Raw genomic sequence first — 21,291 nt, forward strand, 5'->3', positions numbered from 1 at the left:
TATAGTTGACTCAGAATTCGGGTCAAAGCGTCGAGGAGGCAAAGATGCCCAAACACCGCCAACCGCTTAAAGTGACAGGCCCTAGCCAGATGTCGTGTGACGGCCTGCGTGGGGTACGCGCATGAAAATCAACCGGCGCAGCACTGTCTGCCGTCATAATCCCGTCCTCACACAGGCGCACGCTACCAACACGCTGAGCGTGGGCAACGGCGACGTTGCGATGACTGTGGACATTTCCGGGCTGCAGACTTTTCCGGCGTTTCACGAACTCCGTCCCGATCCACTGCGGATTGCCGACGACGGCAGTAGGGGTTTGCCTGAACAGCAGGTACGGCCCTTTAACGTGGACGACTTCCAAATCCCCCTTCGCACTCAATCGAGCTGGGGCTGGTACAGCACTCGAACCGAACAGGAATTTTCCCTGGAAGATGCCGCCACCACGCACCAAACCGCCAGGGGTCCGGTACCCTACCTGGACCGAATGGGGCTGCAACGCGGCGCCGATCCGATTCCTGACGAATTGAGGGCAAGTGCCTGGTTCGCCTTCAACCCCAGAAGGATGCATCTGGGCCGCCTCGCGCTGGATGCAACCGAGGCAGGTCCCCGGATAGGCCATCCGAACGAACTGGAGGGCGCACAAACTGAACTCGACTTGTGGTCCGGCACAGTGCGTGCCGGTTATCAGCTCCAAGGCATACCTGTCGAAGTAACCACCACGGCGCATCCCTCCGCCCAATGTTTCGCCACGAGAATCAGATCAGGACTGCTGCGAAGCGGACTGGCAGTGTCCTGGATTTTCGACCCCCAGCGCGATGACTTGGCCCCGTTCGAACTCCCGCTGGCTGAGAGCGTGCATTGGGAAGAGACATCACCCGGGGGATGGCTGGCCCGCAGAGTTGTGGAATCCACAACCTACGAAGTCCGAGTGGAGACAACAGGTACGCTATGCCTGCTCGACGGCGGGACCCGCGTGATGGCAGTTACCACGGAAGACGAACTCGAAGTCGTCGTTACCCTACAGCCCGTTCCGGGGCCTCAACCGACTGACTCTCCGCACACTTTTGAGGCAGTCAGTACCGCCGCCGCTTCTGCATGGGAGGACTACTGGCTGAGCGGTGCCGCCGTAAGCTTCGACGGAAGCATAGACGCAGGCGCCACGGAGCTTGAACGCCGGGTTGTGTTGTCCCAATACCTCCTCGCGGTGAATAGCGCCGGAGGGACGCCGCCTGCAGAAACAGGGTTGACTTACAACACCTGGTGCGGGAAGTTCCACCTCGAAATGCATTGGTGGCATGGTGCCCACTTCCCGTTGTGGGGGCGCGGCGCACTCCTTGAACGTAGCCTCGGCTGGTACCACACCGCCCTCCCGGCTGCCCAGGAAACAGCCAGCCGCCAAGGATACAAGGGTGCCCGTTGGCCGAAGCAAACAGACCCGTCAGCGCGGGAATCGCCCAGTCATATTGGCGTGTTCCTTATATGGCAGCAGCCACATTTGATCCACCTGCTCGAACTTCTCTACAGCGAGGGCCGCGAACAAGGATTCCTCGAGGAGCATTACAGGCTTGTTGAAGCGACAGCGGACTTCATGGCCGACTTCGTTGAAGAGCATGACGGAGCCTTTATCCTGCCACCGCCGCTGATCCCTGCCCAGGAAAGCTACCTGGTTGACCGGGCTACAAACACAGATCCAACCTTCGAGCTCGCCTACTGGTCGTGGGCGCTGAACGTTGCGAATGAATGGCGGCGACGGCTGAACCTACCGGTGCGCGAGGACTGGGACCTTATCGCTCGCCGCATGCATCAGCCCCGGTTGATGCCCGACGGAACGTACGCTGCCTTGGCGACTCCGCCTTACCTGCTGCGCAAAGACCATCCGTCAATGCTGATGGCCCTTGGCTGGTTGCCCGACACGGACATTATTGATCCCGGGGCGATGCGCGCAACCCTTGACTCCGTGTGGCTCAATTGGGACCTTCAATCCACCTGGGGATGGGACTATCCCGTCATGTCGATGTCGGCAGCACGGCTGGGAGACATGGAGAGGGCGATTCAGGCACTGCTTCTGCCGTCGCCGAAGAACCAGTTCCTCGTCAATGGGCACAATCCCCAGATCCCAGGCTTCCTCACTCTTTACCTTCCTGCCAACGGTGGCCTCCTGGCTGCGATAGCCCATCTGGCCCTTGCCGTTGAACGTGGAGCAGCACTCCCCAACAGGCTGGCGACTCGCCGTCGAGGGTTTCAACACTCTGCCCCGCTTCAGCGGATACGCCGTCTCCCCCCATCCAAGCCGCTAGAACCACGCTTTTTCCTTCCATCACCAATGAGAGAGGCACCTATGCGCTCCGCGTTCTCAACCACCCCGTGGTACGGCGGTGACTACAACCCCGAACAGTGGCCCGAATCGACATGGCCTGAAGACGTTCGCCTGATGAAGGCTGCAGGAGTCAATCTCGCAACTGTTGGCGTTTTCTCCTGGGCCATGCTGGAGCCGAAAGAGAATCAGTACGATTTCGCGTGGCTCGACCGGGCCTTGGACAACCTCCACGCTGGGAACATCCGCGTCGATCTTGCCACGGCGACGGCTTCACCTCCGCCATGGTTTTCCTTGGCCTATCCGGAGTCACTTCCGGTGACAGCCGACGGTGTCCGTTTGGCCCCGGGCTCGCGCCAGACATACTGCCCAAGCTCGCCGGCCTACCGTTCAGCTGCGGGACGGCTCGCACGAAAGCTTGCCGAGCGGTATGGTCAGCATCCTGCGCTGGCGCTATGGCATATCAACAACGAGTACGGATGCCATGTAGCCCGCTGCTACTGCGACGAGTCGGCGGCAGCCTTCCGCCGCTGGCTTGAAGAGAAGTACGTCGACGTCGACGGACTCAACCATGCTTGGGGCACAGCCTTCTGGTCCCAGCGCTATGGGTCCTTCGCCGAGGTCTTGCCTCCGCGGACGACAGCAGCCTTCGCAAACCCCACCCAACTGCTCGACTTTGACCGTTTCAGCTCGGACGAACTGCTCGAGTGCTTCCTTGCCGAGAAAGCCATCCTGCGCGAAGTAACGCCGGACATACCTGTGACCACCAACTTCATGGGTGTCTTCCGCGGTGCCGACTACTGGCAATGGGCGCAACACGTCGATGTCATTTCGGATGATCTGTACCCCGATCCTGCAGACCCTGACGCGCCGCTCGGCGCGGCCATGGCGCGGGACCTCATGCGGTCCCTGGGCAGGGGCAAGCCGTGGATCCTGATGGAACAATCCACCGGCGCTGTTATCACCCGGCCAGAGAACGCCCCCAAGGCGCCAGGGCAGATGCGGGCATTGTCCTACCAGGCCATGGCCCGCGGAGCCGACGGAATACTCTTCTTCCAGTGGCGCCAATCCGCAGCGGGCGCAGAGAAATTCCACTCGGCGATGCTGCCCCATTCCGGAACCGACACCCGCATTTGGCAGGAAGTCCAGCAGCTCGGACAAGAACTGGGCAGGCTCCCCCAGCTGATGGGCAAACAGGTGCCCGCCCAAGCGGCGATAGTTTTCGATTGGAACAGCTGGTGGGCCTTGGAGCAGCGCGGCCAACCAACAGAATCCAGCTATCTCGCCCTCGTAGCTCCTTGGCACACAGCCTTGACAAGGGCCGGTATCGTAGTCGATTTCGTTCGCGGCGATGAGGACCTCGCCGAGTATCCCCTCATCGTCGTGCCCAACCTCCTCGTAGCAACAGACGCCCAACTTGATGCTCTGGACAAGGCCGCCAACTCCGGATCGACCGTTTTCGTCACAGCCCAATCGGCGATCCTCGATGAGTCCCTGCACGTCCGGCTGAACGGCTATCTTGGCAAGCTGCAGCAGACCTTGGGGGTGTGGGTCGAAGAGTTCGTACCCCTTGCGGCTGCATGGCAGAGACCCCGCGCCATCCCGGTCCGGGCGGAGACGACCATCCCTCCAACTGTAGAAGTTCTCGGTGACGTATTTCCCAGCGGCCGCGCCACGGGTCTTGGATGGAGCGAAGCGGTACGAATCCTCGACGCAGAGGTCAAGGCGCACTTCGGACAAGGCCACCTTGAGGGAATGCCTGCCCTCACGCGTCGATCCACGGGGAACGGCGCAGCGTGGTATTTGGCCACCCGTCTGGAACCCCGCGCGATGACGGATCTGGTCCACACACTGCTCGCCGAGGCAGGCATCGCATTCGATACGGCTACGGAGATACCTGACGGAACGGGATGGGTTGAGACCGTCCGGCGCGGCGAAGTTACCTTCCTGATCAACCATGGCTCCGTTCCTGTGTCTCTCACCGCCAGAGGCAGGGACCTGCTAAGCGGAAGCCCGACAGCTGGAATGGTCCTTGAGCCGCAAGGTGTGGCGGTTATCGAGCACCAAGCGATCACACCCAGCGCGTACGTCGGACCATCTTCGGCACTGCGGGAGCAACCAACGTGCCTATGAAATTAGCTGTACGCCTGTTCCGCCATTCAGGAGGCCCGGCACCTCCGCTCCGCCAAGGCCATCCTGACTCGTTCCTTGAACAACAGAATCCAAAACTCCCCAGATCCTTACGTCCTTTTCAAAGGTGAGAATCCATGCGTAAAAACAGCAGTACCTCAGCAAGTCCGGCAGCCGTCCGGCGTCGGGCTGTTACCGTCGGCGCCGTCGCGGTAGCCGCTTCACTCTTCCTCCAAGGCTGTTCCGCCGGCGGCGGCTCAACGAGCGCTTCCGGTGACAGCTCTGGTGCCGTTGAGTTGACCTTCCTTAACCAATCCCGTGGACAGGAAGCAGCCCTGAATCAGCTCGCGGAGCAGTACTCCAAGGAGAAGGGCATCAAGATTACCGTTGATTCGCCCGGCCCGACAGATTATCTGCCCAAGCTGCAGGCAAAGGCACAGTCGAAATCGATGCCTGACATCTACTCCTCATTCAATGCAACGGACATGGCGCCCTTCTACAAGGCCGGCTGGGCGATGAACCTTCAATCGGAGTTGCAGGGAGACTGGGGCAAGAACTTCAGCCCCGCCGTGATCAAGATGTCTACGTTCGCAGATGGGAATAACCTGGGTGTTCCCGCCGGAATCTACACGGCGCATTGGGAAACCCAGACGTACGGGCTCCTCCTGGACACGGCAGCGACCGGCATCGACCCCAAGGCCCTGCCAAAGACGTCCAGTGAACTCATCTCAAAACTCGCAGCGGCCAGCAAGAACGGCCAGGGCACCTTCTCTGTCGCAGCCTCGCTGACACCCCAGCTTATCCAGGGGTTCGCCTCAAACTGGCTGACGGACGATGAGATCTCCGCGACTTTTGACGGCAAGGCCAGCTGGAAGTCCGAGGGGTGGCGCAATGCCTTCCAACTGCTCGTGGATTTGAAAAAGGCCGGCGTCATTGCCAACGGCTCCCTTACAGGCGGCCAAAATGACAACCCCACCGTGGAAGCATCATTTTTCAGCAAGCATGAAGTTGGCGCCATTTTCGACGCTTCCCCCGGAGTCTCGGTCGGATTCAAGACCGCCCCCGACTACAACAGCTTCATCTCTTTGACCGTTCCGCCGGCCGCCAACGGCAAGCTTGCACCCCGCTCACCGGGCCTTCCTGGAAAGGGCGCAGTCATCAATCCGAAGGGTAAGCACCCCAAGGAAGCGCTGGAGTTCGTCAAATGGCTTACTGCTCCTTCACAGCAGAAGGTCTTCGCTGAAGTGGGTCACATCATGCCATCGAACCCTGAGCTGCTGGCAAGCGGGACACTATCGCCCCAACTTTCCGGATTTGGGGCAGGTGTTAAGGACATGCAGGTTCTGCCGAACACCATCAAGACCAACGTGAACACCGCTATCATCCGGGATGCGCAGGGCCTTGTCCTCGGCGAGCTTACGATCGACCAGGTCCTGGATGACCTGCAGGCTGCCCAGGATAAGAGCTGATGTCCCCCCACCTCGCGACATCTGCGTCGCGGCGCTCCTTCGGGGCGCCGCGACGCAGAGGCAGCGCGCGCAAGACGCTGCTCGGGCTTTTCTTCCTCTCGCCTGCAATCGTTCTGATAGCTACGTTCACCATCACTCCATTCGCGCAAGCCATCCTGCTCAGTTTCCAGAGCTGGGACGGTGTCAGCCCGGACACGCCCTTTATCGGCTGGAAGAACTACGAGTCAGTGTTTAAGAACGAAGCGTTCTGGGCATCCATGCAGAACGTCGCAGTCTTCGCTCTGGTCGGTTTCTTCATCGGTAACGGTCTCGCGATCGCCATGGCCGTGGCCGTCAACAAAGTGGTACGAGGAAAAACCTTCTTCCGGACAGTCTTCTATCTTCCCGGAGTCCTCTCGGTCGTCGTCGTTGGTTTGATCTTTACCTCGCTCTTCTCACCGCAATCCGGAGTCCTCAATCGCATGCTCGAGATCGTGGGACTCGGCGCCTTCCAACAAAACTGGCTCGGCGATCCTGCCCTCGCGCTGCCATCGGTCATTGCGGTGTTCATCTGGTTCCACTGGGGCTTCGGATTCCTGCTTTTCCTCGCAGGACTCCAGGACATTCCCTCGGAACTTTACGAAGCCGCTGAATTGGACGGGGCCAGGGCGTGGTCGAAATTCCGGTTCATCACCTGGCCGCAGCTGGCGCCTGTAACCACCATTGTCAGCCTGCTCACCCTCTTGGCGGCACTGCAGGTCTTTGGCACCGTCCAGGTGCTGACGAACGGAGGACCGGGCTATCACACGATGGTTCCGACCCTGCAAATTTATGCTGAAGCTTTTACCAACCACGAGTATGGCAGCGCTGCCGCCATGTCGGTTGTCTTCGGCGGTGCCCTCGTGCTGCTCTCTCTGGTTCAGCTTGCCGTCTCAGCCAGGCGGTCCCGGGCATGAGGACACACCAATCATCCGAAAGAAGCCTCTGATGTCATTGAAGAACACTGAAGTCGCCGAACATCGGGCTCGCATCCCCGCCGGTGCTGCACCCCAGGATCAGCACGTGCGCGTTCGCAGGAGTCGGATCCGGCCTGACAAAATCGGTCTGTACGGACTGCTGATCGTCGCAGCCCTCATAGCGCTCTTCCCCCTCCTGTGGATGGTTTCCGGCTCCCTCCAGTCGTTGGAGGAGTTGCTTGCGGGAAAAAGCCTCGTGCCCCTTGATGCGCATTGGGAAAATTACGTCACGGCATGGGTGCAGGGCGATCTGGGCATGTACCTGCTCAATAGCATTACGTACACGTTGGCGGCAGTCGCAGGGATTCTCGTGGCATCGAGCATGGCCGGCTACGCGCTTGCTCGCATGGAGTTCCGCGGCAAGGGCATCTTCACAGTCGTGATTCTCGCCGTCATGATTATCCCGGCCCCGGCTATGTTCCTCGCCCAATACCGGCTACTGACCGACCTCGGGCTCACCAACAGCCGGGTAGGTTACGTCCTGATCCTCATCACTTCAGGTGTTCCCATGGCCACGTTGATCATGCGCAGCTTCTTCGCCAGCCAGCCCAAGGATCTCGAGGAAGCGGCGGCTCTTGATGGCGCTTCCTCCCTCAGGATCTTCGCCAGCGTCATCCTCCCCTTGGCCAAGCCGGGCTTGGCGGCGGTAGCTGTAATCCAAGGACTGGCTGCATGGAACGAATATCTAATGGCCCTTGTTCTCTTCGACGACAATTCACTCATGCCCATACAGCGAGGCCTGACCAGTTTCGATTCGGCAGAAACACCGCAACAACAGATCCTCCTGGCGGCAACTGCGATATCGATTGTTCCCGTCATAGTCTTCTATCTGCTGGCGCAGCGGCACATCGTCAAAGGAATCGGGGCAGGCGCCATCAAATAATCCAAGGCAGAGGAACGACGTCGGCGTCAGTTGGCAACGGTAGGTGCGGCAAGGACCGGACCGGCTACTTCTTCGGAGGCCTCCGCCCCGGTTTCTCCCGTTCGTTTCGCTTCGGCTCTCAAGACGACGAGAGCGCCAAGCAGGACTGCGAGAGGTACAAGGAGCGCGAGGAAAATGGCCGAGAGACTCAGTCCGGCACCTATCAGCGTGCCGCCGGCCGCTCCTCCGGCGGCCGAACCAAGGCGTGCTCCGAGTTCTGTCATTCCGACGCCGGTGCCGCGGACCGCCGTCGGGTAAGCAGCAGTGGCGAGGATGTTGCGTGTAGGACCGAAGCCTGTCGGCAGGATGAAGCCGGCGATCGTGAAGAGCGGCAACAACGTGGAAAACCCGGGACTCGGTACAAGAGCGATGACCAGGGTCATTGCTACGGACATTCCAAGGACGAGGCCAATGGTCAAGTATCGGGATACCTTGGTCAAAATGGCCCCAAGGACCAGTCCACCAAGAACGCTGGAGAATCCATATGCACCCACGATGGTGCTGCTCTGCACTGTGTTGAGGCCGGGGACGGGCTGCTGGAGGAGCGTCGGAAGATACTGGGCGATCAGCAACTGCGTACCGAGGGAGAAGAACCCGAAGACCCAGAGGAGTATGGTCGTGACGGCAAAGCGTTTGGAGACAACGACTTTAAGGGCTTCCTTAGTGTCTCCCTTTGCCGGTGGCGTCAGATCGACATGTGCGAGATCAACCTTCGGAACAAGGCGCGCCAGTCCCTGTTTCGCTCTCTCAGTCGCCCCACGGGCGGCATGGAAAGCAGGCGGTTCGGGCACGAGGAATGCAAGCACAATGATGATGACCACCGGGGCAAGGCCGCCTGCAACGAGAAGCGCCCTCCAACCGCCACTGGGTATCAGCAGGCCGGCGAGTGCTGCACCAACCGTCGTTCCCAGTCCTACGCCCGCATATGCTGCCGCAACCATTGCCCCGCGCCGCTTGGCTGGAACCAGATCAGCAAGGAGAGTGACGCCGGTTGGCATTACGGCGCCGATGCCGAAGCAAGCCACGAGCCGCCACATGGTGAAAGCGGTGAAATCCGGGGATGTTGCCCCTAGCGTCGTTGCGATGGAGAAGAGGCCGGCGGCGCTGGTCAACACTGTCTTTCTTCCCAGCACATCAGCAAGACGTCCGGCGATGATCGCGCCGATTCCCATAGTGATGAAGCCAGCAGTCACGATGAGGGTGATACCGCCGCCCACAGAGACACCCCACTCCTTCACAAGCGAAGGGAAGGTGTGGCTGATAATCGTAACTTCCATCCCGTCTGCCAGGAGGACGAGCGTAATGAGTGTGAAGTAGGCCCAATGGCGCCAGGTAAGGCCGACGGAGTCAGTGAAAGAGGACAAACTCTGCTTTGATTCCGGGAATGCGGTCATGATCCAATGAACCTCTCTGTTCGCAGCGCCGCTTGTTCGATAAGTTCGGCTTCGGTGCCGGGAACGAGACCCTGCTCGGTAGCGGCCGGTGCGGCTGCGGGCGGGAAGGCCTCCAGCATCGACTGCGGCAGTTCCCTGTTCCGGTAGAGATCGTTCGCCCCGAGGGCAGGGGTCCAGCGGTTTGGCTTCCAGTCAGGCACGTAGTTACGGTATCCGCCGGTATTGACCTCAATACGTAGGCCGCTAGCCTCCCGGAAGTACAGGTAATCCTGCTCACCGATACCGTGAATGCCTGGACCGAACTCCATAGGTGTGCCGTTCTCGATGAGGAGCTCCGCCGCGCGGGCCAGCTCAGCCTGGTTATCCACCCAGAAGGCGTAGTGATGAATGCGACCGGGACGGTCGGAAGCATCGAGCAGAATTCCCAGATCGTGTGACTTCTCGTTGGTGGTCAGGACCCCAAAGAAAGTGATGTCCGGGTGCTCCAAGCCTGCGAAGGCCATGATGCGGAAGCCCAGCGTCTCGTTGTACCACGTGGCAAATCCCTCAACATCGGAAGCGGCGATCGTGACGTGGTCCAGTTGGCGGGGCGCGATGCCTTGGTTGCTTCTTTTCGAAGGCCGATCGGGGTATGTCGAAGCGAATTCGCCTTCGCCTTTGTACAGGTCGACTTCCCAGAAAAGCTGCATTGTGTGGCCGTACGGTCCGGTAAAGACGTAGGAGCGCCCGAGGCCTTCTCCTGCATCCTTCCATTTTCCGGCGTACTCGGTGGCGTCAAGCCGGCGGGCAGCTTCCTGAAGTGCCTCGTCGCTTGACGTGCGCCAGGCCATCGAGACCATTCCAGGCTCATTTCCGGGAGTCAAGACCACGCTGTACGCGTAGTAGTCACCCCAACAACGGAGATACACCTTGCCGTTTGCACGGTCCACGACACGAAGACCAACCTGCTCTTCGTAATAGCGGACGGATTCCTCGAGATCGCTCGCGAAAATCTCGATGTGGGAAAGATGTGAGAGGAGGTGGATCATCGTCGATCCTTTCTGTAAAGCCGTATCAAATTTCCATTGCTTGTTATCTGCCGGCTATTTCAGTGTGAGTTGGGTCATAACTATTGGGAAGCGGGATTTTCCAATAGGAGCTATTGGAATACCAGATAGTGGAAGGTCTACCTTGTGCGGTGTTAAAACTCTTTCGAGGGCGCTTGAAGCAGCGGCGCACAGGCCAGTTCCAACTGCTGGCGGAACCAGCGGTGCGCGGGCTCGTGTTCTCGGTCCCGGTGCCACCAGAAGGCCTCTGAAAGCGCAGACAGAGGGATAGGAGGGTCCACAAGGCGGAGTCGGCTTGAGCTTTGGACTGCCCTCCGGGCTAACGCCCCGGGCATCAAGGCGGCCTTGTTGGATCCTTCAATCAGGGAAGGAATGACGAAGAAATTTGGGGTAATGGTGCTTACCACTGGGTCGATCCCGGCTATCTGAAACTGCCGTGCGGCGGGAGTAAACGCTCCCCTGCCACTGATGGTCATGATCCAGGGCATCGCCAGAAGTTCTTCCCGTGAAGGGCGCTCCCCCAAGTGCGGGTTGTCGCTGGCGACCAAGCATGTCCAATCGTCAAGGAGGACGTCCAAGTAGGGCTGTTGGGCGAGGTAGCCGTGCGGCAGCAGCATGCCATCCACATCTTTGAGGGATTCGGGCGCGCCGTCGACGTGGGCGGGAAGGACATGGTCGAACCTGATCTTGATCCCCGGAGCCAAGGACTCAAGTCGGGGAAGCAGCTGGGTGCCGACGCGCCAACTGGCATAGTCCGTGGCCAAAATGGTGAATTCGTGATCGCTGGTGGAAGGATTGAACTCCGATTTGGCCCTCATGATCTGTTCGAGAGACCGCAGGGCGCCCGGTAGCTCTTCCTTCAAGCGCATTGCCAGAGGGGACAATCTGTAGATATTGCCTTCCCGCACCAGCAGAGGGTCATCAAAGTACCGACGAAGCTTGGCAAGAAATGTGGAAGCGGTGGGCTGACTGACATTCAACCGAAGAGCGGCCGCGCTGACGTTGCGCTCCTCCAGCAACACACGCAGGGGCATCAACAGATTCAGGTCCATCCCGGTGGGGGTCCATCCATTAGGGGACTGGGCTGACAAGCGATACCTCCCTGGTGGCAGCCTTGAGGGTGAAGCCCTCGCTTTCCACTAGGGTACGGGTGATGGCGGTGCCTGCGGAGAGTAGTTTGCGGGCCGCCATATGGTCCGCGGCGTTGTTGACCGATTCCACAGCTGCGAGGATGCCTTGCCTGAAGCAGAGGACGGAGAACTTTGCTTCGCTCTGGTCGCCCAAGATGAGAATGTCGTCATTGGGTTGTGGAATGCCTGCCATCTGCAGCTTGTAGGGGCCCTGGGTGGACCAAAACCACGGGAGTGCGTTGTAGGGGCTTTCTGTTCCCAGGATTGTACGTGCCGCGTGACGTCCCTGGTCGGTGGCGTTTTGGACGGACTCCAGGCGCAAATTGCCCAAGGAATGCGCGCTGGGGAAATTCGCACAGTCGCCGATTGCCAGAATAGCGGGGTCTGCTGTGCGGAGTGTTTCATCGACGACGATTCCGTTGCTTGTTTCGATTCCGCTGTCGCGAGCCAAGGTGTCGTTGGGCTGTACGCCAATGCCGACGAGGACGAGATCTGCTGGGTAGGAAGCCCCTGAGGTGGAGATTGCGGCTGCTACCCGGCCATCAGTTCCAGGCTCGAAGCGCTCAATTCCTTCATCGAGGCGCAGGCTTATGCCTTGGGAGCGAAGGGCGCCTGCGAACCATTCGCTCATGACGGGAGTCAGCGCCCGTCCCATTGGACGGGGAGCGAATTCCAGGACTGTGACGTTGCATCCGTGTGCCAAGGCCGCCGCCGCGAATTCGAGTCCGATAAATCCGGCACCGATGATCACGATGTTGCGGGCCGCGGGCAGCGCCATGTGCAATGCCTCTGCATCCGAGAGTGTTTTTAGACCATGGACGCCGGGCAGGAGGGCGCCCGGGCAGCTCAGCATCCTGTTTCTGGCGCCGGTTGCGAAGACGAGGTGGTCGTATTCGAGCATCCCTTCAGTGGTTTTCACCGTGCGTTCAGGCCGGTCAACAGTCAGTGCCCGAACCCCTGCATGAAGCGTGATGTGCTTATCGAGGAAGAACGATGGGCCGCGCAACGGCAAGGGAGCTGCTTCCTTACCCGGAGCGAGGTAGTCCTTTGACAGAGGGGGGCGCTGATAGGGCACACCGAATTCCTCGCCTATCACGTCGATCTTGCCGTCGTATCCTTCTGTCCGCAGAGAGTCGGCGAGCTGCAGGCCGGCCTGTCCGGCACCAATGATGACAACGCTCATATCACTGTCCCCGTTCTAGAGTTGGCCGACCGGGATGTCCACGACAATCTCCGAGAGCTCCCGCGTTGAGTTGGATCTGGCAGGCGAGCCAGGGAGCTGTCCGTCCTCTCGGCCGTGGCGCAGTCAAGCATTTCGTCTTCGTCATCGCTGATGTCCGGGAGCGCTTGCGCATATTCCGGGCGGACGTAGACGTGGCAGGTGGCGCACATGGCCTGGCCTCCACATTCGCCGATGATCCCATCTATGCCATTGTTGACGGCGGCGCGCATCAGGGTAGTGCCTGACTCGACCTGGAGGGTTTGTTGGGTGCCATTGGGCTGGGTGTAGGTGACGCTGGGCATCGTTGCTCCTTTTGGTAATGGGTAGTTGGGTTAGTTCCAGGTGACGGGCAGGCTGGTCAGTCCGCGGAAGACCCAGCCATCCCAGCTTTCACTCCGTCGCTTGTCCACGCGCAGGCCCGGAAAGCGCTCGTAGGCCATCGGCACGGCGATCTGGCCAATGGAGGTCTTCGCCGCCCAGTGACCGGCGCAGAGGTGGACGCCGCTGCCGAAGGCGAGGTGGGGGCGTTTGGTCCGATTGATATCGAATTCTGCAGCTGAAGCGCCGAAGTGGCCCGCGTCGCGGTTGGCAGATGCCACGACGACGCCGACACCGGCGCCGGCAGGTATACGGACGCCTTCGAGGACAGTTTCCCGTGTCGTTTCCCGGGGGTACATTCCGATCGGTGACTGCCATCTGACCGCCTCATCAAACACTGATGCCCACAAAGCTGGATCAGCAAGGACCTGCTCGCGTTGGTCCCCATGATTGCTCAGCGCCCACACCATGTTGGTGACCATATGCTGCGGCTCGTTCATGCCACCGGAAATGGTCAGTTTGACGTTGGCTGCAACATTGGCGGTGGGGAGTCCACTGTTGGCAAAAGCGGACACCATCGAGGCGTCCGGATTCTGCCGGTAATAGGGGATGAGCTCCTCCAGCAATCGGTCGGCTTCGGCGGTGGCAGCATCACACCGGTCCCAGATCGACTGATCATCCAGAACATTTCCCATCCCAGCGATGAAGTCGTGAGACCAGCGCCGCACCTGCTCCACGGAAACGTCCTTCAATCCCAGGAGGTCAATAAGGTTCTGCGATGCCACGGGAGCTGCGTAATCCCGGTTCAGGTCTGCTTCCTCCGGCCCCAGCTCGGCGACTTTCTGAAGGTAGGTCTCGGCGTTACGCTCAAAAACCGGTCCCCAGACTTCCTTGATGGACTTGGGACGTAGAACGGGATTTACAGGCGCCCGGTCTGCGGCGTGCTCCGGGTCGTCCTTGCGCAACATTGGCTGGGCGCCGATCGCCCGCGTCATCGTTGCACCCGAAACGTTCGCGCTGAACAGCTCCTGGTCCTGTTCAACCGTGTGGCAACCGGCGTAAGTCGTCACCAGGAAGCTTGTTAAGCTGAGGAACCCACGCCACTGGAGACTCGGCCCGGAGCCGGGCATAAGTCGGGTAAGGATCAGTTGCAAGGGCGGCTACGTCAACCCAATCAGCCACCGGGTAGTCAGCGGCATCCGGTGAAACGGTTGCAGGCTCCTCTCCCCCGCTGCCGCGAACCGGGGCTGCTGTCGTCTGGGTAATCGCCGCGTTCCCGTGGAACGGGCACCCGCCCGCTTGTGTCGTCATCGCTTGCTCTCCTACTGGCACGTCATTGTGTACCGGTGCTGCTGGTACGTCGTCGTGTAATCAGTGTCACGGGAAAACATTCTCCAGTAAACTGCGGATATCAGTGGAAGTAATTCGATTTCTTAGGGAAAGAGGCGGAAGTGCCAAAATTCACGTTTCGGCAACTCGAACTGTTCGCCGCACTCCCGGAACACAGCACTTTGGGGTCAGCGGCGCAACAACTGCACATCTCCGAATCCGCGCTCTCCCACGCCATCAGTGAACTGGAGGCAGCACTGGGGGAACAGCTGTGCATCCGCAGGAAAGCCAAGGGAATGCACCTGACACCCACTGGACGCCACTTCGCAAAGCGCGCCCGGGAATTGCTTCGGGAAGCCAGTGCTTTGGCAGACGGGTTGGGTGAGCTCCGCGGTGAGCTCAAAGGCCCTGTGTCACTGGGCTGCTACACAGGCCTGGCAAGCAACGTGCTCCCCGCCGTTCTCGAGGGCATGGCAAAACGCCACCCAAAAGTGGAAATCAGCATCACGGTGGGAGACCATGCCGACCTGCTGCCCGCTCTGGAAGACGGAAGCCTGGACACTGCGATCGTCTATGACATCGGCCTTCCCGCGGACGTGGAACGCAAAGTCATCTACCAAACCGAAGTCATGGCAGTCCTGGGCGCCGACGACCCCCTTGCCCAGGAAGAGGACATTGAACTGGAAGCTTTGGCTAGCAAGCCGCTCATCATGCTCAACACGGCACCCAGCACCGAATATACGCAGTTGATGTTCGCCCAACGCGGCCTCAAACCACAGCTCGGGGCCGTAGTACCGCAAATCGATCTGGTCCGGGCAATGGTCGGGCGGGGACTCGGCTATAGTCTGCTGATGTCAAGGCCCAACCAGATCCCCGTCTCGAGCGAAGGCAAAGGTCTCGTCACCAGGCACCTCCGCCCCCGCGCCGGTCAGACCTCCGTCGTCGCGGTCTGGCCAAAAGAAACGATGCTGACTGCCCGGGCATTGGCCGTCACTCAATATGCTGTCGAGGTCCTGGACGCCATTGAACCCGGATAATGACCGCGAGTTGCCAGAAGATGAAGACCAAAGGTAGACGCACCTGCGAGCTCCTCGGCTATGAGGGCGACATCGCACCGCTGGTAATCGGAAAGTCCGCCCGCTTGCGGCAGACGTCCACCATGGACCTAATTTCAACCTCTGCCGCCCACACCCCGAACTGAGTCGAACCAGCGCTGCTGTTCTTTACCGACAAAATCGCGAGCGAACTCCGTAAGTGCAGCAGCCCTGCTCGTCAACGGTGCCCGGCGGAGCCAAGCAACCTGCACGCGTTCGAGCGGCATTGCCGGTTCCAGCTCCAACGTTGCGAGTGGCAAGCCCTCATAACTCGACTTGGAGCGGGAGCGGTGAATCATCATGCAGTAACCGAGGTTCCTAGCGACCAAAGCACGAGTCAGCTCATACTGTTCGCTGCGGTACCGGATGTTGGGTGTTATGCCGAAGTCCTTGAAAATCTCCAGCGCGTGGTCGCTCGCCGGCGGGGAATCGAAGAACACATACGGATCGTCTTTCAACTCTGTAAGTGCCACGGATCCTTTCCCCGCCAGCCGATGACGGGCTCCCACAATGATGTGGACAGGCGTTTCATAAAGGACGACTCCTTCCAGGTCCAAAGGCAGGTTCAGATCGTAGACCAGGATCAGGTCTATCCGCCCCTCGCGGAGGAGCTCCATCAACCCACCCTGGGGTGCGATCCGGAAGTCGACGTCCACGCGCGGATGTAGGGCTGCGAAACCGTCGATGAGCGCAGGGATAAGAGTCGGAGCAAACGTCGGGTAGCAACCCACTGTAATGGGGCCCACAAAATCTCTGCCTTGACCGGCTACCGTCAGGTCAACCTCCTCGGCTGCCCGCAGAAGCGCTCTCGCTTCGTCAAGGAGTAGGCGCCCGCTGGGAGTGAGATCCACTCCATGGGCCCGCCGCCGCACACACAACTGAGTCTTCATGGCCCGTTCCAGCTGTGAGATGGAAGTGGCGATGGCAGTTGCCGAAACATTTTCACGGATGCTTGCCCCGGCAAACGATCCGGTCTCGGCCACGGAACAAAAATACTGCAATTGGACCAGGTTGAACGACGGCATACCGAAATGCTAGTTGGTTTCGACAGGATGACCGCAAGCTTGGTGAAGGAATAGCCACGGTTTGGTTTCGACCGACCTCACTCGGGGATTTTGCGAGTAGCACCGGTCATACCGAACTTTTAGTTCTGAATACCTCAACTATTTTCCGTTATTCAAAGGAACTGCGGGCCTCTAACGTGATTTGCATCGGCACCCACGCATCGCCGGAGCCGAGACCCAGATTCAAAGGAGAAACCGTGGGATCAAACATTCAGACCATACGTACAGGGCTCGACATTGCCGCGTCCTGGGGCAGGCTCGAGTACTCGGGATGGCAGGACGAGAACATGTCATGGAAGGAAGACGTCTACCTCGGAGACTGGTCCTATTTGGACGAACTGCGCGTCACAGGACCAGATGCCCTGCAGTTGTTTTCGGACTTCGCGGTCAACAGCTTCGCCAAATTCGCTATCGGACAAGCCAAGCACGCCATCTTCTGCAATCTCGACGGCAAAGTCATCGGAGAGGGCATTCTGGCCCGCTGGGCAGAGGACGACTTCCTGTTCAACGCACGCGGACCAGTCAGCACCTGGCTCGAATACAACTTCACGAAGGGCGCCTACAAGGCGGACCTGTCACTGCAAATCAGCGAGTTCAAGTTCCAGGTCTCGGGACCGAAGTCCCTTGAACTCCTCGAACTCCTGACCGACGAGTCTCTCCGGGACATCAAGTTTATGCACTTCCGGGAAGCCACAATCGCCGGACACCCGGTACGCCTGCTCCGCCAAGGAATGGCCGGTGAAATCGGGTTCGAGCTGCAGGGTCCGGGTCGATCGCCGAAGTCATCCGGGCTGCCGTGCTTGAAGCAGGGAAGGCGTTCAACATCCGCCGCATGGGTGCCCGAACAGCCATGGTCAACCATCTGGAGGCCGGTTTCCCCACCGTAACCCATGACTATCTCCCCGCCATTACCGGCGAAGCTGAACGGGAGTATTACGAGCTGTACAACGTCAAGGTGACAGATGACGGAAACCCTGAGTGGTACCAAAGCTTCGAGCGGTGCATGAAGGTCAAAGGAAGCTTTGACGGCGAGGATGCCAGCGCCTGGTTCCGTAGTCCGGTAGAACTTGGCTGGACCAGGAACGTCAAGTTCGATCACGAATTCTACGGTCGGGCAGCTCTGGAGAGGGAGACGGCCGACCCCAAGCGCGGGATTGTCACGCTCGTCTGGAATGAAGAGGACGTCAAGGACGTCTACGACTCCTTCTTCCAGGACGGCGAACCGTACGATTTCATGGACTGGCCGCGCGGCCAGTGGTTCGCGATGTACACCAGCACCGTGCTGGACGGCGAAACCACTATCGGCTCAACAACCTCGCGTGGTTACAGCTACTACTATCGCAAGGTTCTCTCCCACGGCGTGCTCGACTTGGCCTACACGGAACCCGGCACGGAGGTAGAAGTCCTGTGGGGTGATCCGGGACATCGCCAGAAGAAGATCCGCGCCACCGTTCATACCTACCCGTTCAAGCCGGACAACCGGCGCACGGAGTTGGCCAGCGTCGCTTCCGGTATCGCTATGACCAGCAGCAAGTAGCCCAAGATGTCAGTATTCGTCCCAGCCGGGGCAAAAGAGAAAATGACGACCGAAGACCGGCGTGTACTTACCGGCACGATGATCGGCACCACAATCGAATGGTACGACTTCTTCATCTACGCCCAAGCAGCCGGATTGGTCTTTGCTCAGCTGTACTTCGCACCCCTAGGTCAAGGGTCCGTCCTTGCCCAGATGGTGTCCTGGGCATCTCTGGGCATCAGCTTCCTTTTCCGACCACTGGGTGCCGTCATTGCCGGGCACTTCGGCGATCGGTTCGGACGCAAGAAAGTCCTGGTCGCAACACTGGTCCTGATGGGCGCTGCCACAACCCTTATCGGCGTACTGCCGGCGCATGCCCAGATCGGAATCGCCGCTCCGCTGCTGCTGGTGCTCCTGCGCATCATTCAGGGTATCTCCGCCGGTGGCGAATGGGGTGGTGCCGCATTGATGGCTGTCGAGCACGCACCTGTTAGCAAGCGAGGCATATTCGGTTCCTACCCACAGATCGGCGTACCGGCCGGCATGATTTTGGCAACGCTTGTCGTCTTCATCATGACGTCGGTAACTACTCCGGAACAATTCCTTGCCTGGGGATGGCGAATACCGTTCCTTTTCTCCGTCGTGATGATTGTTGTTGGTTACTTCATCCGCCGGGCGGTCTCCGAGAGTCCTGTATTCCAGGAACTCGTGGCCAAAAAACGTGAGACGGCCTCTCCGCTGCACGAACTCATCAAGCGGAGTCCCAAAGCGATCGCCTTGGCAGCGCTGGTCTTCATCGGTAGCAACGCCGCCGGCTACCTCTTGATTGCTTTCCTCTCCTCCTACGCCATCCGAGTTCACAAGATGGACAGGCCAGGAATACTTTTGGCTTCCACGGTCGCGGGCGTGAGCTGGCTTGTCTTCACGATGGTAGGGGGCCATCTTTCCGATCGGTGGGGACGCATCAAGACCGTCAAGGTCGGATATATCTTGATGTTCGTCTGGATGGTCCCGCTGTTCCTGCTGATAGATGCCGCGAACCTGTGGCTCTACCTTCTGGCCCTGGTGGGGATGACTATCGGAAATGGTCTGACGTACGGGCCACTATCAGCCCTGTTCGCTGAGATGTTTCCGGCAGAAATTCGTTATTCGGGAATATCGATCGCGTACGCCATCGGCGCTATCCTGGGCGGAGCCTTCGCCCCCCTCGCAGCGGAGTGGCTTCTCGGAGCCACGCAGAGCTCGCTTTCCATCGCCGCCTACATCATGATTCTCTGCGTTGCCTCGTACATCGGCGCAGCTCTTGTTAGAGAACCTAAGGGAATCGACCTAGGCGCCGGCGCGACCTCGACACTCACCGGCCGCCCGTAAACCGTGCGCGCCCGCCGGACCAGGAGTTTCCTGGTCCGGCGGAACCCATTACTCAACCAATCGTTTTCCCGAGGTGATCTTCTTGCAACCGTCCAGCACCACCCTTCCCTCCACGCCGCTTACGGCTAGTGGAACCGCTGAAATCGGCCGACTCACAGTCAGCTGCTCTGATAAGCCAGGCATCGTCGCCCAATTGACGCAGCTGTTGGGAGAGCACGGCGCAAACATTGTGTCCCTAGACCAGTTCACGACCGGCGCCGAAGGGGGCACATTTTACCAGCGCACGGTATTCCACCTTCCAGGCTTTGCCGCGAAGCGTGAGACCCTTGAAGCGGAAATCCAAGCCAAGCTCGCCAGGCCCCTCGGGATGGAATGGAAACTCACCGACGCATCCAGGCGTAAACGCGTCGCCATCTTCGCGTCGAAGACGGACCACTGCTTGCTGGACCTGCTCTGGCGGCAGGGGCGCGGGGAAATCCCCATGGACATCGTCATGGTCATCTCCAATCATCCCGACCTTGCAGACCAGGTCCGCCCGTTTGACATCCCTTACTTCTATGTCCCCGTTACGGGAGACAAGAAAGACGCTGAACGCAGGCACCTGGAACTCTTAAATGGCAATGTAGATCTCGTGGTTCTGGCCCGCTACATGCAGATCATCTCCGCTGACTTCCTAGCCAATGTCCAGGTGCCCGTGATCAATATCCACCACTCGTTCCTGCCCGCGTTCATCGGTGCCGGCCCCTACCAGAAGGCCAAGGACCGCGGCGTGAAACTGATCGGTGCGACAGCCCACTACGTGACAGAGAACCTCGACGAGGGCCCGATCATCGAACAGGACGTCATCCGGGTCTCCCACCGTGAATCCACCTCGGAACTCATGCGCTCCGGCGCCGACGTTGAACGAAGCGTACTCTCCCGGGCCGTAACCTGGCACTGCCAGGACAAAGTCATGCGCGACGGCAACACAACGATCATCTTCTGACATGGCAGCCCAGATTATTGACGGCAATGCCCTTGCGGCCCGCCTCCGGGAACAACTCCGGACTGACGTCGAGCAATTCAAACAGTCCTTTGGCCGCTCCATCGGCCTGGCGACCGTGCTTGTTGGGGACGACCCGGCCTCCGAGGTCTATGTGGGCAGTAAGCGCCGACTATCCCAGCAGGCAGGAATTGAGGACCACCACCGCCGCCTCCCCAAAGACGCTACCCAGGAACATGTAGCTCACGCACTCGATGAACTGGCAGCCAACCCTGCGGTGTCGGGCATTCTGCTCCAGCTTCCACTGCCCGCCCACTTGGAGGCCAAGGCGCTGATAGACCGGATCCCTTGGGACAAGGATGTCGACGGTCTCACGACCACCAGCGCTGGCCGGCTGGCCCGTAACGTCGAGGGACTGCTGCCCTGCACCCCTCTTGGCGTGATTTCTCTGCTGGAGGACCAAGGGGTCCAACTTCAGGGCGCAAATGCCGTTGTTGTCGGGCGTTCCGACCTCGTTGGAAAGCCGCTGGCCCAACTCCTTCTGCAAAGGGACGCCACTGTAACAGTGGCGCACTCGAAGACGAAGAATCTGGTTGCCGTGACGCGGCACGCACATGTGCTGATTGCGGCCGCCGGTGTCCCACATCTGATCGGCGCCGAGCACATTTCGGCTGGAACCGTTGTCATCGATGTGGGCATCCACCGCTCCGACGACAGGCTCATAGGTGATGTCGACTTCGACGCAGCCAGGAGGATCGCTTCAAAAATCACCCCTGTCCCCGGCGGGGTAGGTCCGATGACCATCGCTGAACTGCTCCGCAACACCCTCAGAGCAGCACAGCTCCAGAGCTGAACGGCCTCACGCTTCGATCCGGCTAGAAACAGCGGCCAGCATCCTACTGGTAATGGCATCACGATCTAGGCGAACTGCGCATCGACCGCACGCCGAAGGGACTGGCAGCGGCCACGAATTGCTTGCCTGGCAACGTCGCTGTCCC

At 59.8% G+C, this 21,291-nt stretch carries 18 protein-coding genes; 10 read left to right on the forward strand and 8 right to left on the reverse strand.

Translation table 11 applies throughout. The features are described from left to right. Positions 1–121: 121 nt before the first annotated feature. The 4 genes from ACTAQJ_RS05255 (at position 122) to ACTAQJ_RS05270 (ending at position 7,788) form a co-directional block, all read left to right on the forward strand. Entirely contained in the window at positions 122–4,444 is a 4,323-nt protein-coding gene (locus ACTAQJ_RS05255; protein WP_498701223.1) for a beta-galactosidase, read from the forward strand. Positions 4,445–4,578: 134 nt separating this feature from the next. After that, positions 4,579–5,910 carry an ABC transporter substrate-binding protein gene (locus ACTAQJ_RS05260; protein WP_431114939.1) on the forward strand — a complete coding sequence of 444 codons (1,332 nt, stop codon included), beginning with the start codon at positions 4,579–4,581 and terminating at the stop codon, positions 5,908–5,910. Beyond that, the gene (locus ACTAQJ_RS05265; protein WP_431114938.1) at positions 5,910–6,845 is read left to right on the forward strand and encodes a carbohydrate ABC transporter permease; all 936 of its coding nucleotides are present in this window, start codon (positions 5,910–5,912) and stop codon (positions 6,843–6,845) included. Before ACTAQJ_RS05260 ends, ACTAQJ_RS05265 begins: the two co-directional genes overlap by 1 nt. A 31-nt stretch (positions 6,846–6,876) precedes the next feature. Further along, on the forward strand, positions 6,877–7,788 hold the full coding sequence (locus tag ACTAQJ_RS05270) for a carbohydrate ABC transporter permease (protein ID WP_431114937.1): 912 nt from the start codon (positions 6,877–6,879) through the stop codon (positions 7,786–7,788). A 26-nt stretch (positions 7,789–7,814) separates the two neighbouring features. Here ACTAQJ_RS05270 and ACTAQJ_RS05275 read toward each other — a convergent pair whose 3' ends face one another. From ACTAQJ_RS05275 to ACTAQJ_RS05305, 7 genes are all read right to left on the reverse strand, one after another. Further along, positions 7,815–9,221, reverse strand: a complete 1,407-nt coding sequence (locus ACTAQJ_RS05275) for an MFS transporter (RefSeq protein ID WP_498701227.1) — start codon at positions 9,219–9,221, stop codon at positions 7,815–7,817. Further along, positions 9,218–10,249 carry a VOC family protein gene (locus ACTAQJ_RS05280; RefSeq protein WP_498701230.1) on the reverse strand — a complete coding sequence of 344 codons (1,032 nt, stop codon included), beginning with the start codon at positions 10,247–10,249 and terminating at the stop codon, positions 9,218–9,220. The genes ACTAQJ_RS05275 and ACTAQJ_RS05280 overlap by 4 nt, the downstream gene beginning before the upstream one ends. A 152-nt stretch (positions 10,250–10,401) precedes the next feature. Further along, a complete protein-coding gene (locus tag ACTAQJ_RS05285; protein ID WP_498701232.1) occupies positions 10,402–11,319 on the reverse strand; it encodes a LysR substrate-binding domain-containing protein in 918 nt (305 codons plus the stop codon). 19 nt (positions 11,320–11,338) lie between these two features. Further along, positions 11,339–12,580: an NAD(P)/FAD-dependent oxidoreductase gene (locus ACTAQJ_RS05290; protein ID WP_498701234.1), complete on the reverse strand. Its 1,242-nt coding sequence runs from the start codon at positions 12,578–12,580 to the stop codon at positions 11,339–11,341. Further along, positions 12,577–12,921, reverse strand: a complete 345-nt coding sequence (locus ACTAQJ_RS05295) for a 2Fe-2S iron-sulfur cluster-binding protein (RefSeq protein ID WP_498701237.1) — start codon at positions 12,919–12,921, stop codon at positions 12,577–12,579. Before ACTAQJ_RS05295 ends, ACTAQJ_RS05290 begins: the two co-directional genes overlap by 4 nt. Before the next feature lie 30 nt (positions 12,922–12,951). Beyond that, positions 12,952–14,007, reverse strand: a complete 1,056-nt coding sequence (locus ACTAQJ_RS05300) for a cytochrome P450 (RefSeq protein ID WP_498701240.1) — start codon at positions 14,005–14,007, stop codon at positions 12,952–12,954. Beyond that, positions 13,976–14,248: a hypothetical protein gene (locus ACTAQJ_RS05305; RefSeq protein ID WP_498701242.1), complete on the reverse strand. Its 273-nt coding sequence runs from the start codon at positions 14,246–14,248 to the stop codon at positions 13,976–13,978. Before ACTAQJ_RS05305 ends, ACTAQJ_RS05300 begins: the two co-directional genes overlap by 32 nt. 140 nt (positions 14,249–14,388) lie before the next feature. Between ACTAQJ_RS05305 and ACTAQJ_RS05310 the strand changes: the two genes are divergently transcribed. Beyond that, positions 14,389–15,303, forward strand: a complete 915-nt coding sequence (locus ACTAQJ_RS05310; RefSeq protein ID WP_498701244.1) for a LysR substrate-binding domain-containing protein — start codon at positions 14,389–14,391, stop codon at positions 15,301–15,303. A 134-nt stretch (positions 15,304–15,437) separates the two neighbouring features. Here ACTAQJ_RS05310 and ACTAQJ_RS05315 read toward each other — a convergent pair whose 3' ends face one another. Beyond that, the gene (locus ACTAQJ_RS05315; RefSeq protein ID WP_498701245.1) at positions 15,438–16,385 is read right to left on the reverse strand and encodes a LysR substrate-binding domain-containing protein; all 948 of its coding nucleotides are present in this window, start codon (positions 16,383–16,385) and stop codon (positions 15,438–15,440) included. A 236-nt stretch (positions 16,386–16,621) separates the two neighbouring features. On the opposite strand from ACTAQJ_RS05315, the gene ACTAQJ_RS05320 reads away from it, so the two are divergent. The 5 genes from ACTAQJ_RS05320 to ACTAQJ_RS05340 all read left to right on the forward strand — a co-directional run bounded on the left by ACTAQJ_RS05320 (position 16,622) and on the right by ACTAQJ_RS05340 (position 21,146). After that, positions 16,622–17,311 (forward strand): hypothetical protein, encoded by a 690-nt coding sequence (locus ACTAQJ_RS05320; RefSeq protein WP_498701247.1) that lies wholly within the window; start codon positions 16,622–16,624, stop codon positions 17,309–17,311. Continuing rightward, positions 17,257–17,961, forward strand: coding sequence for a hypothetical protein (locus tag ACTAQJ_RS05325; protein WP_498701249.1), 705 nt, complete (start codon positions 17,257–17,259; stop codon positions 17,959–17,961). The genes ACTAQJ_RS05320 and ACTAQJ_RS05325 overlap by 55 nt, the downstream gene beginning before the upstream one ends. 42 nt (positions 17,962–18,003) lie before the next feature. Then, on the forward strand, positions 18,004–19,311 hold the full coding sequence (locus ACTAQJ_RS05330) for an MFS transporter (RefSeq protein WP_498701250.1): 1,308 nt from the start codon (positions 18,004–18,006) through the stop codon (positions 19,309–19,311). A gap of 82 nt (positions 19,312–19,393) precedes the next feature. Continuing rightward, on the forward strand, positions 19,394–20,296 hold the full coding sequence (purU, locus tag ACTAQJ_RS05335; protein WP_498701252.1) for a formyltetrahydrofolate deformylase: 903 nt from the start codon (positions 19,394–19,396) through the stop codon (positions 20,294–20,296). Position 20,297: 1 nt separating this feature from the next. Next, a complete protein-coding gene (locus ACTAQJ_RS05340) occupies positions 20,298–21,146 on the forward strand; it encodes a bifunctional 5,10-methylenetetrahydrofolate dehydrogenase/5,10-methenyltetrahydrofolate cyclohydrolase (protein WP_498701254.1) in 849 nt (282 codons plus the stop codon). Positions 21,147–21,291: the final 145 nt, after the last annotated feature.

Source organism: Arthrobacter sp. alpha11c (assembly GCF_054149985.1).